Origin of the sequence: Salinicola sp. LHM (genome assembly GCF_034479735.1) — a bacterium.
Taxonomy (GTDB): domain Bacteria; phylum Pseudomonadota; class Gammaproteobacteria; order Pseudomonadales; family Halomonadaceae; genus Salinicola; species Salinicola salarius.
Window position 1 is genome coordinate 193,498 of record NZ_CP140261.1, and the last position, 15,687, is coordinate 209,184.

20 protein-coding genes are annotated in these 15,687 nt (G+C 59.7%); all 20 read left to right on the top strand.

Annotation, left to right across the window (positions count from 1 at the left end):
* Positions 1-54 precede the first annotated feature (54 nt).
* The 20 genes from rpoC to rpsN all read left to right on the top strand — a co-directional run bounded on the left by rpoC (position 55) and on the right by rpsN (position 15,661).
* Complete coding sequence (gene rpoC / locus R5R73_RS00890) at positions 55-4,281, top strand: DNA-directed RNA polymerase subunit beta' (RefSeq protein ID WP_071230701.1); 4,227 nt, start codon at positions 55-57, stop codon at positions 4,279-4,281.
* 161 nt (positions 4,282-4,442) lie between these two features.
* Entirely contained in the window at positions 4,443-4,817 is a 375-nt protein-coding gene (gene rpsL, locus R5R73_RS00895; RefSeq protein WP_071230702.1) for a 30S ribosomal protein S12, read from the top strand.
* A 116-nt stretch (positions 4,818-4,933) separates the two neighbouring features.
* The gene (rpsG, locus tag R5R73_RS00900; protein ID WP_071230703.1) at positions 4,934-5,404 is read left to right on the top strand and encodes a 30S ribosomal protein S7; all 471 of its coding nucleotides are present in this window, start codon (positions 4,934-4,936) and stop codon (positions 5,402-5,404) included.
* 18 nt (positions 5,405-5,422) lie between these two features.
* Positions 5,423-7,543 carry an elongation factor G gene (fusA, locus tag R5R73_RS00905; RefSeq protein WP_322528497.1) on the top strand — a complete coding sequence of 707 codons (2,121 nt, stop codon included), beginning with the start codon at positions 5,423-5,425 and terminating at the stop codon, positions 7,541-7,543.
* Positions 7,544-7,572: 29 nt separating this feature from the next.
* Complete coding sequence (tuf, locus tag R5R73_RS00910) at positions 7,573-8,766, top strand: elongation factor Tu (RefSeq protein ID WP_087719761.1); 1,194 nt, start codon at positions 7,573-7,575, stop codon at positions 8,764-8,766.
* Positions 8,767-8,940: 174 nt separating this feature from the next.
* Positions 8,941-9,252 carry a 30S ribosomal protein S10 gene (rpsJ, locus tag R5R73_RS00915; RefSeq protein WP_035470365.1) on the top strand — a complete coding sequence of 104 codons (312 nt, stop codon included), beginning with the start codon at positions 8,941-8,943 and terminating at the stop codon, positions 9,250-9,252.
* A gap of 138 nt (positions 9,253-9,390) precedes the next feature.
* Positions 9,391-10,029 carry a 50S ribosomal protein L3 gene (gene rplC, locus R5R73_RS00920; RefSeq protein WP_322528498.1) on the top strand — a complete coding sequence of 213 codons (639 nt, stop codon included), beginning with the start codon at positions 9,391-9,393 and terminating at the stop codon, positions 10,027-10,029.
* A 14-nt stretch (positions 10,030-10,043) separates the two neighbouring features.
* Entirely contained in the window at positions 10,044-10,649 is a 606-nt protein-coding gene (gene rplD / locus R5R73_RS00925; protein WP_071230707.1) for a 50S ribosomal protein L4, read from the top strand.
* Positions 10,646-10,942 carry a 50S ribosomal protein L23 gene (rplW, locus tag R5R73_RS00930; protein WP_071230708.1) on the top strand — a complete coding sequence of 99 codons (297 nt, stop codon included), beginning with the start codon at positions 10,646-10,648 and terminating at the stop codon, positions 10,940-10,942. Before rplD ends, rplW begins: the two co-directional genes overlap by 4 nt.
* Before the next feature lie 16 nt (positions 10,943-10,958).
* Positions 10,959-11,786 (top strand): 50S ribosomal protein L2, encoded by an 828-nt coding sequence (rplB, locus tag R5R73_RS00935; protein ID WP_071230709.1) that lies wholly within the window; start codon positions 10,959-10,961, stop codon positions 11,784-11,786.
* Positions 11,787-11,808: 22 nt separating this feature from the next.
* Positions 11,809-12,084 (top strand): 30S ribosomal protein S19, encoded by a 276-nt coding sequence (rpsS, locus tag R5R73_RS00940; protein ID WP_071230710.1) that lies wholly within the window; start codon positions 11,809-11,811, stop codon positions 12,082-12,084.
* Between the two features lie 17 nt (positions 12,085-12,101).
* Positions 12,102-12,434 carry a 50S ribosomal protein L22 gene (gene rplV / locus R5R73_RS00945; RefSeq protein WP_035470378.1) on the top strand — a complete coding sequence of 111 codons (333 nt, stop codon included), beginning with the start codon at positions 12,102-12,104 and terminating at the stop codon, positions 12,432-12,434.
* Positions 12,435-12,445: 11 nt separating this feature from the next.
* Entirely contained in the window at positions 12,446-13,147 is a 702-nt protein-coding gene (gene rpsC, locus R5R73_RS00950; RefSeq protein ID WP_071230711.1) for a 30S ribosomal protein S3, read from the top strand.
* Between the two features lie 14 nt (positions 13,148-13,161).
* On the top strand, positions 13,162-13,575 hold the full coding sequence (rplP, locus tag R5R73_RS00955) for a 50S ribosomal protein L16 (protein WP_071230712.1): 414 nt from the start codon (positions 13,162-13,164) through the stop codon (positions 13,573-13,575).
* Positions 13,575-13,769, top strand: a complete 195-nt coding sequence (gene rpmC / locus R5R73_RS00960) for a 50S ribosomal protein L29 (protein ID WP_071230713.1) — start codon at positions 13,575-13,577, stop codon at positions 13,767-13,769. Before rplP ends, rpmC begins: the two co-directional genes overlap by 1 nt.
* Positions 13,769-14,029, top strand: coding sequence for a 30S ribosomal protein S17 (rpsQ, locus tag R5R73_RS00965; protein ID WP_071230714.1), 261 nt, complete (start codon positions 13,769-13,771; stop codon positions 14,027-14,029). Before rpmC ends, rpsQ begins: the two co-directional genes overlap by 1 nt.
* A gap of 54 nt (positions 14,030-14,083) precedes the next feature.
* A complete protein-coding gene (gene rplN / locus R5R73_RS00970; protein ID WP_071230715.1) occupies positions 14,084-14,455 on the top strand; it encodes a 50S ribosomal protein L14 in 372 nt (123 codons plus the stop codon).
* A 14-nt stretch (positions 14,456-14,469) separates the two neighbouring features.
* Positions 14,470-14,787, top strand: coding sequence for a 50S ribosomal protein L24 (gene rplX / locus R5R73_RS00975; protein WP_071230716.1), 318 nt, complete (start codon positions 14,470-14,472; stop codon positions 14,785-14,787).
* Positions 14,788-14,805: 18 nt separating this feature from the next.
* Entirely contained in the window at positions 14,806-15,345 is a 540-nt protein-coding gene (gene rplE, locus R5R73_RS00980; protein WP_071230717.1) for a 50S ribosomal protein L5, read from the top strand.
* A gap of 10 nt (positions 15,346-15,355) precedes the next feature.
* The gene (gene rpsN / locus R5R73_RS00985; RefSeq protein ID WP_071230718.1) at positions 15,356-15,661 is read left to right on the top strand and encodes a 30S ribosomal protein S14; all 306 of its coding nucleotides are present in this window, start codon (positions 15,356-15,358) and stop codon (positions 15,659-15,661) included.
* Positions 15,662-15,687: the final 26 nt, after the last annotated feature.

Consider the following 15,687-nt stretch of genomic DNA (forward strand, 5'->3'; position numbering starts at 1 on the left):
GCGAGCGAGTGATTCGCGGCCCCGCTCATGACAACTCCGCAACGGAGCGATCCCATGAAAGATTTGGTGAAAGTCCTCAAGTCACAGGCGCAATCTGATGAGTTCGACGCGATCAAGATCACGCTCGCGTCGCCGGAAATGATTCGCTCCTGGTCATACGGCGAAGTCAAGAAGCCGGAGACCATCAACTACCGTACGTTCAAACCGGAACGTGACGGGCTGTTCTGCGCCAAGATCTTCGGGCCGGTCAAGGATTACGAGTGCTTGTGCGGCAAGTACAAGCGCATGAAGCATCGCGGCATCATCTGCGAGAAGTGCGGCGTCGAAGTGACCAAGGCGGCGGTTCGTCGCGAGCGCATGGGTCACATCGAGCTGGCCTCGCCGGTCGCCCACATCTGGTTTCTGAAGTCGCTGCCTTCCCGCATCGGCATGTTCCTGGACATGACGCTGCGCGACATCGAGCGCGTGCTCTACTTCGAATCGTTCGTCGTGATCGATCCGGGCATGACCACCCTCGAGCGTGGCCAGTTGCTCAACGACGAGCAGTATTTCGAAGCGCTGGAAGAGTTCGGTGACGACTTCGACGCGCGCATGGGCGCCGAGGCGATCCAGGCGCTGCTGAAGGACATCGATCTGGAAGAAGAGATCGATCGCCTGCGCGAAGAGATCCCGCAGACCAACTCCGAGACCAAGATCAAGAAGCTTTCCAAGCGCCTCAAGCTGCTGGAAGCCTTCTACAAGTCCGGCAACGCGCCGGCCTGGATGGTCATGGAAGTGCTGCCGGTACTGCCGCCGGATCTGCGTCCGCTGGTGCCGCTGGACGGTGGCCGCTTCGCGACCTCTGATCTCAACGATCTGTACCGCCGCGTCATCAACCGCAACAACCGCCTCAAGCGTCTGCTCGACCTCAATGCGCCGGACATCATCGTGCGCAACGAGAAGCGCATGCTGCAGGAATCGGTCGATGCGCTGCTCGACAACGGTCGTCGTGGTCGCGCCATCACCGGTTCAAACAAGCGTCCGTTGAAGTCGCTGGCCGACATGATCAAGGGCAAGCAGGGACGTTTCCGTCAGAACCTGCTGGGCAAGCGTGTCGATTACTCCGGCCGTTCGGTCATCACCGTCGGTCCGACGCTGCGTCTGCACCAGTGCGGTCTGCCGAAGAAGATGGCGCTCGAGCTGTTCAAGCCGTTCATCTACTCCAAGCTGCAGGGCAGCGGTCAGGCGTCCACGATCAAGGCCGCCAAGAAGATGGTCGAGCGTGAGCTGCCGGAAGTGTGGGACATCCTCGCCGATGTCATCCGCGAGCATCCGGTCCTGCTCAACCGCGCGCCGACGCTGCACCGCCTGGGTATTCAGGCATTCGAGCCGCTGCTGATCGAAGGCAAGGCGATCCAGCTCCACCCGCTGGTGTGTGCCGCCTACAACGCCGACTTCGACGGTGACCAGATGGCCGTCCACGTGCCGCTGACGCTGGAGTCCCAGCTCGAAGCGCGTGCGCTGATGATGTCGACCAACAACGTGCTGTCGCCCGCCAACGGCGAGCCGATCATCGTGCCGTCTCAGGACGTCGTGCTGGGTCTCTATTACATGACCCGCGAGCGCATCAACGCCAAGGGCGAAGGCAAGGCGTTCGCCAACCTCAACGAGCTGGATCGCGCCTTTGCGACTCAGAACGTGTCGTTGCACGCTCGGGTCAAGGTGCGCCTGACCGAGTGGCTGTCCGACGAGAAGGATGGCGAGGTGACCGAACTGACCGAGACGACCTCGATCAAGGACACCACCGTCGGCCGTGCGCTGCTGTTCCGGATTCTGCCCAAGGGCATGCCGTTCGAGCTCGTCGATCGCCCGATGAAGAAGAAGGCGATCTCCGGCCTGATCAACGAGGTCTACCGTCGTACTGGCCTGAAGGATGCGGTCATTTTCGCCGACCAGCTGATGTACACCGGTTTCCGTCTGGCGACATGGTCCGGTGCCTCGATCGGCGTCAACGACTTCGTCATCCCGGACGCGAAGGCGGAGATCGTCGATGCGGCCGAGGAAGAGGTCAAGGAAATCGAAGACCAGTTCTCCTCCGGTCTGGTGACCGCGGGCGAGAAGTACAACAAGGTCATCGATATCTGGTCCAAGGCCAACGACAAGGTGGCCAAGGCGATGATGGCGGGTATCTCGAAAGAGACCGTGACCGATCGCGACGGCAACGAAGTCGAGCAGGACTCGTTCAACAGCGTCTTCATCATGGCGGACTCCGGCGCCCGTGGTAGTGCGGCCCAGATTCGTCAGTTGGCGGGTATGCGCGGCCTGATGGCCAAGCCGGACGGCTCGATCATCGAAACGCCGATCACCGCCAACTTCCGTGAAGGTCTGAACGTACTGCAGTACTTCATCTCGACCCACGGCGCTCGTAAGGGTCTGGCGGATACGGCACTCAAGACGGCCAACTCCGGTTACCTGACACGCCGTCTCGTCGATGTTGCCCAGGATCTGGTCATCACCGAAGAGGACTGCGGTACCCAGGAAGGGCTGACGTTGCACCCGGTGATCGAGGGCGGTGACGTCATCGTCTCTCTGGCGCAGCGCGTACTCGGCCGCGTCGTGGCGCAGGACGTCATCGATCCTCAGACCGAAGACGTGCTGATCGCCCGCGGCACCCTGCTGGACGAAGCCTGGTGCGAAGAGCTCGATACCATGGGTGTCGACGAGATCATCGTGCGCAGCCCGATCAGCTGTGAAACCGCTCACGGCGTCTGTTCGGCCTGCTATGGTCGCGACCTGGCTCGCGGCCACCAGGCCAACATCGGCGAAGCGGTCGGCGTCATCGCGGCACAGTCCATCGGCGAGCCCGGCACGCAGCTGACCATGCGTACGTTCCACATCGGTGGTGCGGCATCCCGTGCCTCGGCAGTGGATAGCGTGCAGGTCAAGCACGGCGGCAGCGTGCGCCTGCACAACATCAAGTCGGTCGAGCGTGCCGACGGCAAGCTGATCGTGGTTTCTCGCTCCAGTGCCCTGGCCGTCGCCGACGATCATGGTCGTGAGCGCGAATACTACAAGCTGCCCTACGGTGCCGAGCTCTCCGTCAAGGATGGCGATCACGTCGAGGGTGGTCAGATCGTGGCGAAGTGGGATCCGCACACGCACCCGGTCGTTGCCGAAGTTCAGGGCAAGGCGCAGTTCACGGACATGACCGAAGGTCTGACCATGACGCGCACCGTCGATGAGATGACGGGTCTGTCGAACATCGAGGTGATCGAATCGGCCGCTCGCCCGGCATCTGGTCGCGACAAGCGCCCGATGATCATGCTGGTCGGCGAAGACGGTCAGCACGTGACGCTGCCGGGCTCCAACACGCCGGTACAGTATCTGCTGCCGGGCCGCGCCATCGTCTCTGTCGAGAATGGTGCCGAGATCGGCGTCGGTGAGGTCATTGCCCGTATCCCGCTGGAGGCGTCCGGCAACAAGGACATCACCGGGGGTCTGCCGCGCGTCGCTGACCTGTTCGAGGCGCGCAAGCCGAAGGAGCCGTCCATCCTGGCCGAGATCAGCGGTACGATCAGCTTCGGCAAGGAGACCAAGGGCAAGCGTCGTCTGACGATCACGCCGGAAGAGGGCGATCCGTTGGAGATGCTGATCCCGAAGTGGCGTCAGATCGGTGTGTTCGAGGGCGAAACGGTCGAGAAGGGCGAGGTCATCTCCGACGGCCCGAGCAACCCGCACGATATCCTGCGGCTGCTGGGCGTGGCGGAACTGGCCAAGTACATCACCGTCGAGATCCAGGACGTCTATCGTCTGCAGGGCGTCAGCATCAACGACAAGCACATCGAAGTCATCGTGCGTCAGATGCTGCGCAAGGTCGAGATTACCGACGCCGGCGACTCGACGTTCATTCCGGGCGATCAGGTCGAACTGGTTCGCGTGCTCGAAGAAAATGCCCGTCTCGAGCAGGAAGAGAAGTTCCCGGCCAAGTACGAGCGTCTGCTGCTGGGTATCACCAAGGCATCGTTGGCGACCGAGTCGTTCATCTCCGCGGCTTCGTTCCAGGAGACGACTCGCGTGCTGACAGAAGCCGCCGTGACCGGCAAACGCGACTATCTGCGCGGTCTGAAAGAAAACGTGGTGGTGGGTCGTCTGATCCCGGCCGGGACCGGCCTTGCCCACCATGACGAGCGGCGTCGCAAGCGCGAGGAATCCGAGCGCACGCTGCAGCCGTCGGCGTTCGATGTCGAGCAGGAGCTGGGCGCCCAGCTCACCGCGCTCGATGCCGATGACGACGATCTCTAAGTCGCGATTCCCTGGCCACCTGCCTCTCGGGGCGGGTGGTCTTGACGGGTCTCACGACAACTGATTAGAATGCGCAGCCTTTATGTTGGGGTGGTGCAACCAATCCATGCACAATGCTCCCGGCATAAGGCAAGGCAACCCATTGGAGTCAGCTAAACACTATGGCAACGATTAACCAGCTCGTGCGCAAGCCGCGCAAGCGCCCTGTCGCTACCAGCGACGTGCCGGCGCTGCAGGCTTGCCCGCAACGCCGTGGGGTCTGCACCCGCGTCTACACGACTACGCCCAAGAAGCCGAACTCGGCACTGCGTAAAGTGTGCCGCGTGCGCCTGACCAACGGCTATGAAGTCAGTTCTTACATCGGCGGTGAAGGCCACAACCTGCAGGAGCACTCCGTGGTCCTGATTCGTGGCGGCCGCGTCAAGGATTTGCCGGGTGTGCGTTATCACACCGTCCGTGGCGCCCTTGATACCTCCGGTGTCCAGAATCGTAAGCAAGGCCGTTCCAAATACGGCACCAAGCGTCCCAAGTCCTGATTCGGGCGCTTTTCAAATTCATTATCGGTCCGATAAGAGTAAGGTCGGCCCTTTTCGCTCACTAGCGACAAGCGGTGCCGGGTTTACCTGAACGACCCTTAACTAGAGGGCTTATCATGCCAAGAAGAAGAGTCGCCGCTAAGCGCGAGATCCTTCCCGATCCCAAGTTCGGAAGTGAGCGCCTGGCCAAGTTCATGAACCATCTGATGGTCAGCGGCAAGAAGTCCATAGCTGAGCGCATCGTCTACGGTGCGTTGGACAGGGTTGCCGAGCGTAACAACGAGGCGCCGCTGGACGTCTTTGATAAAGCGCTGGAAGCCATCCAGCCGATGGTCGAGGTCAAGTCCCGCCGTGTTGGTGGCGCGACTTATCAGGTCCCGGTCGAAGTTCGCCCGTCGCGTCGCCAGGCGCTTGCCATGCGCTGGCTGGTCGACGCTGCGCGCGGTCGCGGGGAAAAGACCATGGTGCAACGTCTCGCCGGCGAAATGCTGGATGCCGCCGAAGGCAAGGGCGCTGCTGTGAAGAAGCGTGAAGACGTGCACCGCATGGCAGATGCCAACAAGGCCTTCTCTCACTACCGCTTCTAAACAACGGGGACTTCCATCGTGGCACGAAAGACACCACTCAAGCGTTATCGCAATATCGGTATCGTTGCCCACGTCGACGCTGGTAAGACGACCACTACCGAGCGTGTCCTGTTCTACACCGGCCTTTCCCACAAGGTAGGCGAGGTTCATGAGGGCGCTGCCACCATGGACTGGATGGAGCAGGAGCAGGAGCGTGGCATCACGATCACCTCTGCTGCGACTACCTGCTTCTGGCAGGGCATGAACAAGCAGTTCGACGAACACCGTATCAACATCATCGATACGCCGGGGCACGTTGACTTCACTATCGAAGTCGAGCGTTCCTTGCGCGTTCTGGATGGCGCCGTTGTCGTACTGTGCGGTTCTTCCGGCGTTCAGCCGCAGACCGAAACCGTCTGGCGTCAGGCCAACAAGTACGAAGTTCCGCGCATGGTGTTCGTCAACAAGATGGACCGTGCCGGCGCTGATTACTACATGGTGTTGGACCAGCTGAAGAATCGCTTGGGCGCCAACGTCGTTCCGATCCAGATCAACTGGGGTGCGGAAGACGACTTCAAGGGCGTGGTCGATCTCATTCAGATGAAGGCCATTCTGTGGGACGAAGACAACTTCGGCATGAACTACGATCTGGTCGATATTCCGGCCGATCTGCAGGAAACCGCCGAAAAGTATCGTGAGCAGATGGTCGAGGCTGCCGCCGAAGCCAACGAAGAACTCATGGACAAGTACCTCGAAGAAGGCGACCTGTCCGTCGAGGAGATCAAGGCTGGCCTGCGTGCGCGCACTCTGGCCAACGAGATCGTTCTCGTCACCTGTGGCTCCGCGTTTAAGAACAAGGGCGTTCAGGCCGTTCTGGATGGCGTCATCGAGTACCTGCCGTCGCCGACCGAAGTCAAGGCGATCGAAGGTGAGCTCGACGACAAGGACGGCACCATCGCGACGCGTGAAGCCGACGACAATGCACCGTTCGCGGCGTTGGCATTCAAGATCGCGACCGACCCGTTCGTCGGTACGCTGACCTTCATGCGCGTCTACTCGGGCGTTCTGAAGTCTGGCGACAGCGTCTTCAACTCCGTGAAGTCGAAGAAAGAGCGCGTCGGTCGTATCGTTCAGATGCACGCCAACTCGCGCGAAGAGATCAAAGAGGTCTACGCTGGCGATATCGCAGCGTGCATCGGTCTCAAGGACGTCACGACAGGCGACACGCTGTGTGATCTGAACGACAAGATCATCCTGGAGCGTATGGAGTTTCCGGAGCCGGTCATCTCCGTCGCCGTCGAGCCGAAGTCCAAGCCCGACCAGGAGAAGATGGGCGTCGCCCTCGGCAAGCTGGCGCAGGAAGATCCGTCTTTCCGCGTGCAGACCGACGAAGAGACTGGCCAGACCATCATCTCGGGCATGGGCGAGTTGCACCTCGACATCATCGTCGATCGCATGCGTCGCGAGTTCAAGGTCGAGGCCAACATTGGCAAGCCGCAGGTTGCCTACCGCGAGACCATCCGCCAGTCGGTGGAACAGGAAGGCAAGTTCGTTCGTCAGTCTGGTGGTCGCGGCCAGTACGGTCACGTCTGGTTGCGCATCGAGCCGCTGACGGCCGAAGACAAGGGCGAGGACGAGGAGATGACCTTCAAGTTCGCGTCCGAGATCGTCGGTGGCGTCGTACCGAAAGAGTACGTGCCGGCCGTCGAAAAAGGGGCTTACGAACAGCTCAAGAACGGCGTCATCGCGGGTTACCCGATGATCGACGTCAAGGTAACGCTGTTCGACGGTTCCTACCACGACGTGGACTCCAACGAGACTGCGTTCAAGGTTGCCTCTTCCATGGCGATCAAAGAAGGTGCTCGTAAGGCTAAGGCCGTGTTGCTCGAGCCGGTGATGAAGGTCGAAGTCGTGACTCCCGAAGAGTTCATGGGTGATGTCATGGGCGACCTCAACCGCCGTCGTGGCCTTGTGCAGGGCATGGATGACTCCTCTTCTGGCAAGGTCATTCGCGCCACGGTTCCGTTGGCTGAGATGTTCGGTTACGCGACCGATCTGCGTTCTCAGACCCAGGGACGCGCAAGCTACACCATGGAGTTTGCGAATTACGAAGAGGCGCCATCCAGCGTCGTTGATGCCGTCATCAATCAGAACGGTTAACCGTTAGCTAACGTAAAGAGGTTATAGCAGTGGCTAAGGAAAAATTTGAACGCTCCAAACCGCACGTCAACGTCGGCACCATCGGTCACGTCGACCACGGTAAAACGACTCTGACGGCAGCGCTGACTCGTGTTTCCGCCGAAGTCTTCGGTGGCGAATGGCGTCAGTTCGACTCTATCGACAACGCACCGGAAGAGCGTGAGCGCGGTATCACCATCGCGACCGCTCATGTCGAGTACCAGTCCGAAGTTCGCCATTACGCGCACGTCGACTGCCCGGGGCACGCTGACTACGTCAAGAACATGATCACTGGTGCTGCCCAGATGGACGGCGCGATCCTGGTCTGTTCCGCTGCCGACGGCCCGATGCCGCAGACTCGCGAGCACATCCTGCTGTCTCGCCAGGTTGGCGTTCCGTACATTGTCGTGTTCCTGAACAAGGCCGACATGGTCGACGACGAAGAGCTGCTCGAGCTGGTCGAGATGGAAGTTCGCGAACTCCTGAGCGAGTACGACTTCCCGGGTGACGACACCCCGATCATCATCGGTTCTGCACTGATGGCGCTGGAAGGCAAGGATGACAACGGCATGGGTACTACCGCCGTTGCCAACCTGATCAAGTCTCTGGACGAGTACATTCCGGAGCCGGAGCGTGCCATCGATCAGCCGTTCCTGATGCCGATCGAAGACGTGTTCTCCATCTCTGGTCGCGGTACCGTTGTGACCGGTCGTGTCGAGCGCGGCATCGTCAAGACTGGCGACGAAGTCGAAATCGTCGGTATCCACGACACCACCAAGACGACCGTTACCGGCGTCGAAATGTTCCGCAAGCTGCTCGACGAAGGTCGTGCCGGCGAGAACGTTGGTGCACTGCTGCGTGGTACCAAGCGTGATGACGTCGAGCGTGGTCAGGTTCTGGCCAAGCCGGGTACGATCAAGCCGCACACCAAGTTCGAAGCCGAAGTCTACGTGCTGTCCAAGGAAGAAGGTGGTCGTCACACGCCGTTCTTCAAGGGCTATCGTCCGCAGTTCTACTTCCGTACCACCGACGTTACCGGTACCTGTGAACTGCCGGAAGGCGTCGAGATGGTCATGCCGGGCGACAACGTCCAGATGGTCGTGACCCTGATCGCTCCGATCGCTATGGAAGACGGCCTGCGCTTCGCCATCCGCGAAGGTGGTCGTACCGTAGGCGCCGGCGTGGTTGCCAAGATCATCGAGTAAGCTTTTCGATGATCGCCAAATAAGGGGCGCGTTAGCGCCCCTTTTTCTGTGTGGGTTTGATAGTCCCGATAGACGGTGTGTTTGACTCTCAATCGGGGCTCTCCTATAATGCGCGTCCTTTGAACGCGTGGGTCGACGGCTCGCGCCGTCAGCATCCAGTGGAGCATAAGGTAAATGCAGAACCAAAAGATTCGCATTCGGCTGAAAGCGTTTGACCATCGGCTGATCGATCAGTCGGCTCAGGAGATCGTGGATACAGCCAAGCGCACTGGCGCTCAGGTGCGTGGTCCGATCCCGCTGCCGACCAACCGCGAGCGTTACACCATCCTGATTTCACCGCACGTCAACAAGGACGCGCGCGATCAGTATGAGATTCGCACGCACAAGCGCGTTCTCGACATCGTCGAGCCGACGGAAAAGACCGTCGATGCGCTGATGAAGCTCGATCTTGCCGCTGGCGTAGACGTGCAGATTAAACTCGACTGAAACTAACACTAGACACTAGCGGACGTTGAGTTCACCAGCTTCCGCCGCGTCGTGAGACGCCACACAATGTGCTAGTGGAATGCTCTGGAAAGGGCAGCCATAGCGGGTGATAGCCCCGTACACTAAAGGAGACTGAACATGACTATCGGTTTGGTCGGTAAGAAGGCGGGCATGACCCGTGTCTTTACCGAAGATGGCGCATCCGTGCCCGTAACCGTTATCGAGGTTGAGCCTAACCGTATCGCTGGCGTCAAGACCGTTGAGTCTGACGGCTACCGCGCGGTGCAGGTTACAACTGGCTCCCGCAAAGCCAAGCACCTCTCCAAGGCGATTGCTGGTCAATACGCCAAGGCAGGTGTCGAGGCAGGCCGTTCCCTGATGGAGTTCCGTCTGACAGAAGACGATGAGACTCCGGAAGTGGGCGGTTCCTTCACCGTATCCCTCTTTGAAGCTGGTCAGAAAGTCGATGTGACCGGTACCTCCAAGGGTAAAGGCTTCCAAGGCGCCGTTAAGCGCTGGAATTTCCGCACCCAGGATAATACCCACGGTAACTCGCTGTCTCACCGTGCGCCGGGTTCCATCGGTCAGTGCCAGACTCCAGGTCGCGTTTTCAAGGGCAAGAAGATGGCCGGTCAGCTGGGTAACGAGCGTGTCACTGTCCAGACGCTGGAAGTGGTGCGTGTCGATACCGAGCGCAATCTGCTGTTGATCAAGGGCGCCGTGCCCGGTGCACCCGGCAGTGATGTCGTTGTGCGCAGTGCCGTGAAAGCTCGCTGAGGGGACTGAGACCGATGAATCTGAATCTCGTAGGTGCCGCAGGCACCGTCGAAGTGTCCGAAGAGACCTTTGGCAAAGACTTCAACGAAGCGCTGGTCCACCAGGTCGTCACCGCCTATCTGGCGGCAGGCCGTCAGGGTACCCGCGCTCAGAAGAACCGCTCCGACGTCCGTGGCGGCGGCAAAAAGCCGTGGCGCCAGAAGGGCACCGGTCGTGCACGTGCCGGCACCATTCGTTCGCCGCTGTGGCGTAGTGGTGGCGTAACGTTTGCCGCTCGTCCGCAGGACTACACGCAGAAGGTCAACCGCAAGATGTATCGTGCGGCCATGCGTTCGATCCTGTCCGAGCTGGTTCGCCAGGAACGTCTGGTACTGGTCGAGGAGTTTGTCGTCGAAACCTCCAAGACCAAGCAGCTGGTCGGCAAGCTCAAGGAGCTGGAGCTCGAGAAAGTGCTGATCGTCACCGAAGAAATCGACGAGAAGCTCTATCTGGCAGCGCGCAACATCCCCAACGTCGATGTCGTCGACGCTGCGGCCGCTGATCCGGTCAGTCTGGTCGCCTTCGACAAGGTGCTGATGACCGTCTCCGCTCTGCGTAAATTCGAGGAGAAGCTGGGATGAACCAGGAACGCGTATACAAGGTTCTGCTCGGACCTCACATGACCGAGAAGGCCGCTCTCGCCGCTGAGAACAATCAGTACGTGTTCAAAGTGGCCCAGGACGCGACCAAGCCCGAGATCAAGAAGGCAGTTGAAGCGCTTTTCGGCAAGAAGGTTGCCGGCGTTCAGGTGCTCAACGTCAAGGGCAAGACCAAACGCACTCGCTTCGGTATTGGTCTGCGCAAGGGTTACCGCAAGGCGTACGTGACCCTGGCTGCGGGCGAAACGCTCGAAGACTTCTCTGGCGCCGAGTAAGGCAGGAGTACGGATCATGGCAGTAGTCAAGACAAAACCCACGTCCGCCGGTCGTCGTCACCTCGTCAAGGTCGTCAACGACGAGCTCTACAAGGGCCGCGCCTATGGTGCGCTTGTCGAGAAGCAGTCGAAGTCGGGCGGGCGTAACAACAATGGCCGTATCACCACGCGTCACGTGGGTGGTGGTCATCGTCAGCATTATCGTTTGATCGATTTCAAGCGCATCAAGGATGGCGTCAAGGCCACCGTCGAGCGTATCGAATACGATCCGAACCGTAGCGCCAACATCGCGCTGCTGAAGTACATGGACGGCGAGCGTCGTTACATCATCGCGCCCAAGGCCCTCAAGGTCGGCGACGTGGTGGAGTCCGGTGTCAACGCCGCCATCAAGCGCGGAAACGCGCTGCCGCTGCGCAACATTCCGGTCGGTTCCACGGTGCATTGCATCGAGCTGAAGCCGGGCAAGGGTGCGCAGATTGCCCGTAGTGCCGGTGCCAGCGCTCAGCTGGTTGCACGTGAAGGCAACTACGCGACTCTGCGTCTGCGTTCTGGCGAGATGCGCCGCGTACTGTCCGAGTGCCGCGCTACATTGGGCGAAGTGGGCAACTCCGAGCACAGCCTGCGTCAATTGGGCAAGGCCGGTGCGAAACGTTGGAGAGGGGTGCGCCCGACTGTTCGCGGTGTCGCAATGAACCCGGTGGACCACCCGCACGGTGGCGGTGAAGGCCGCACCAGTGGCGGTCGTCATCCGGTCAGCCCGTGGGGGATTCCCACCAAGGGCCACAAGACCCGCAAGAACAAGCGTACCGACAAGCTCATCGTTCGTCGCCGCAAGTCCAAGTAACAGACATTAAGAGGTAACGGCTGTGCCACGTTCACTGAAGAAAGGTCCTTTTATCGACCTTCATCTGTTGAAGAAGGTCGAAGTCGCAACGGAAAAGAACGATCGCAAACCGATCAAGACCTGGTCGCGTCGTTCGATGATCCTGCCCAACATGGTCGGGCTCACCATTGCGGTACATAACGGTCGCCAGCATGTCCCGGTGCATGTCTCCGAGGAAATGGTCGGCCACAAGTTGGGCGAGTTCGCTGCCACCCGCACCTATCGCGGTCACGCAGCGGACAAGAAAGCCAAACGGTAAGCCAAGAGGAATAAGAGATGGAAGTCGCTGCTAAGTTGCGTGGCGCGAGCTTATCCGCCCAGAAGGCCCGTTTGGTGGCTGACCAGGTGCGCGGTAAGCCGGTCGCCGAAGCGCTCGACGTGCTGACCTTCTCACCGAAGAAGGCCGCCAAGCTGGTCAAGAAGGTGCTGCAGTCCGCGATCGCCAATGCGGAAGAAAACAACGGCATGGACATCGACGAGCTGCGTGTCTCGACCATCTGTGTCGATGAGGGCATGACGCTCAAGCGCATTCAACCGCGCGCCAAAGGCCGTGCGGATCGCATTCTGAAGCGCACCTGCCACATCACCGTCAAGGTAGCCGAGAAGTAGGAGTCGACCAGATGGGTCAGAAAGTCAATCCAGTCGGTATCCGACTGGGCATCGTCAAGGATCACACCTCGGTCTGGTATGCCGAGCGTGGAGCCTATGCCGACAAGCTGAACAGCGATCTGGAAGTGCGTAGCTATCTCGAGGAGCGTCTGAAGAACGCTTCCGTGAGCCGCATTACCATCGAGCGTCCGGCCAACAACGCCCGTATCACCATTCACACTGCCCGTCCGGGTATCGTGATTGGCAAGAAGGGCGAGGACGTCGATCGTCTGCGTCAGGATGTCACCCGCATGATGGGTGTGCCGGTGCATGTCAACATCGAAGAAGTCCGCAAGCCGGAGCTCGATGCCGCTCTGGTCGCGCAGAACATCGCCGGTCAGCTCGAGCGTCGCGTGATGTTCCGTCGCGCCATGAAGCGTGCCGTCCAGAACGCCATGCGTCTGGGCGCCGGCGGCATCAAGGTGCAGCTCTCCGGTCGTCTGGGTGGTGCCGAGATCGCACGTACCGAGTGGTATCGCGAAGGCCGCGTGCCGCTTCATACACTGCGTGCCGATATCGATTACGCCACCTATGAAGCCCACACCACCTACGGCGTCATCGGCGTCAAGGTCTGGGTCTTCAAGGGCGAAATCCTCGGGGGCATCGAAGAGGTGCGTGCCAAGCAGAAGCAGCAGGCTCAGGCACCCGCACCGAAGAAGAAAGGTTCCAGGTAAGGGGAGACTGATCGATGTTGCAACCCAAGCGTACAAAGTTCCGCAAGGTGCAGAAAGGTCGTAACCGCGGCCTGGCGCATCGCGGCAGCAAGGTGAGCTTCGGGGACTTTGGTCTCAAAGCTACCGATCGCGGCCGTATCACCGCACGTCAGATCGAAGCGGGTCGTCGTGCCATTACCCGTCACGTCAAGCGTGGTGGCAAGATCTGGATCCGTGTATTCCCGGACAAGCCGATTACCAACAAGCCTCTCGAGGTTCGTATGGGTAAGGGTAAGGGTTCCGTCGAGTACTGGGTCGCTCAGATTCAGCCGGGCAGAGTACTTTACGAAATCGAGGGCGTCTCCGAAGAGCTGGCGCGTGAAGCCTTCTCTCTGGCAGCCCAGAAAATGCCCATCTCCACCACCTTTGTGAAACGGACGGTGATGTGATGAAAGCCAACGAAATGCGTGAAAAGTCAGTCGATGCGCTGCAGGAGCAGCTCTTCGAACTGCTCCGTGAGCAGTTCAATCTGCGCATGCAGAAGGCCACCGGCCAGCTGAGCCAGACGCATCTGCTCAAGCAGGTGCGTCGCGACATCGCTCGCGTCAAGACTGTGCTCAACCAGAAGGCAGGTGACCAATAATGGCTGAAGCAAGCAAAGCACGTACGCTCACCGGCAGGGTGGTGAGCGACAAGATGGAAAAATCGATTGTCGTATTGATCGAGCGCCGCGAGCGCCATCCGATCTACGGCAAGTACATGAAGCGCTCCACCAAGCTGCACGCCCACGACGAGTCGAATCAGGCCAAGGCCGGCGATCTGGTATCCATTCAGGAATGCCGCCCGCTGTCCAAGAAGAAGGCCTGGACGTTGGTCGAGGTGGTCGAGCAGGCCAAGGGCTGAGCCCGACAGGCGCCTTCTGAACCAGTGCAGTCAGATTAGGTTTGGAGAAAACCAATGATTCAGACGCAGACAATGCTGGATGTCGCGGATAACAGCGGCGCGCGCCGGGTGCAGTGCATCAAGGTGCTGGGTGGTTCACACCGCCGTTACGCTCGCGTTGGCGACATCATCAAAGTGACGGTCAAAGAAGCCATCCCGCGGGGCAAGGTCAAGAAAGGCCAGGTCCTCAAGGCGGTGGTCGTGCGTACGCGTAGCGGTGTCCGTCGTAACGACGGTTCGCTGATCCGCTTCGACGGAAATGCGGCAGTTCTGTTGAATAACGCCAACGAACAGCCGATCGGCACCCGTATCTTCGGACCGGTAACTCGTGAACTTCGTAACGAGAAATTCATGAAGATCATTTCCTTGGCGCCCGAAGTGCTGTAAGGAGCGAGGCGGATATGCACAAGATCAAACGTGACGACGAAGTCATCGTCATCGCCGGCAAGGACAAGGGCAAGCGTGGCACGATCAAGCGCGTCCTCGACAACGACCGTTATGTCGTTTCGGGCGTGAACATGATCAAGCGCCATACCAAGCCCAATCCTATGGTTGGCAACCCGGGGGGTATCGTCGAGCGTGAGGCTCCGATCCATGCGTCCAACGTAGCCATCTTCAATGCGGAGACCGGCAAGGCGGATCGCGTCGGCTTCCAGCTACAGGAAGACGGTACCAAGGTACGTATCTACAAGTCGACGCAGAAGCAGATCGACGCCTAACGCGAGTCGGGTAGCAAAATGGCGAACTTGAAAGAACGTTATCAAAACGAGGTCATGGCTCAGCTCAAAGAGCAGTTCAGCTATGCCAACGTTATGCAGGTGCCCCGGATCACCAAGGTGACGCTGAACATGGGCATCGGCGAAGCGACCAGCGATAAAAAGCTGATCGACAACGCCATCGGCGACCTGGAGAAGCTCTCCGGTCAGAAGCCGGTGGTAACCAAGGCGCGCAAGTCCATCGCTGGCTTCAAGGTCCGCGAAGGCTGGCCGATCGGCGTCAAGGTGACGCTGCGCCGCGAAAGGATGTGGGAATTCCTGGACCGCCTGGTCAACATCGCGATTCCTCGCGTGCGTGACTTCCGCGGCCTGAACCCGAAATCCTTCGATGGCCGTGGCAACTACTCCATGGGCGTACGTGAGCAGATCATCTTTCCGGAGATCGAGTATGATAAGATCGACCGGATCCGCGGTCTGGATGTCACCATCACGACCAGCGCCATCACCGACGAAGAAGGTCGTGCGCTTCTCAGCGCGCTGAACTTCCCGTTCAAGCAATAAGGGTGGATTCATGGCAAAGAAAAGCATGATTGAGCGTGAGCTCAAGCGCGCAAAGCTGGTCGACAAATACGCCGCCAAGCGTGCCGCGCTCAAAGCCGTCATTTATGACGTCAACGCTTCTGACGAAGAGCGCTTCGACGCTCAGCTGAAGCTGCAGCAGTTGCCGCGTGACTCCAGTCAGGTCCGTCAGCGCAACCGCTGCCGCATTACCGGTCGTCCGCACGGTTACTACAACAAGTTCGGACTGGCCCGTAACAAGCTGCGCGAAGCTGCCATGCGTGGCGATGTCCCTGGGCTGAAGAAGTCCAGCTGGTAAGCCACGTCGAGGAATTCAGGAGCGCA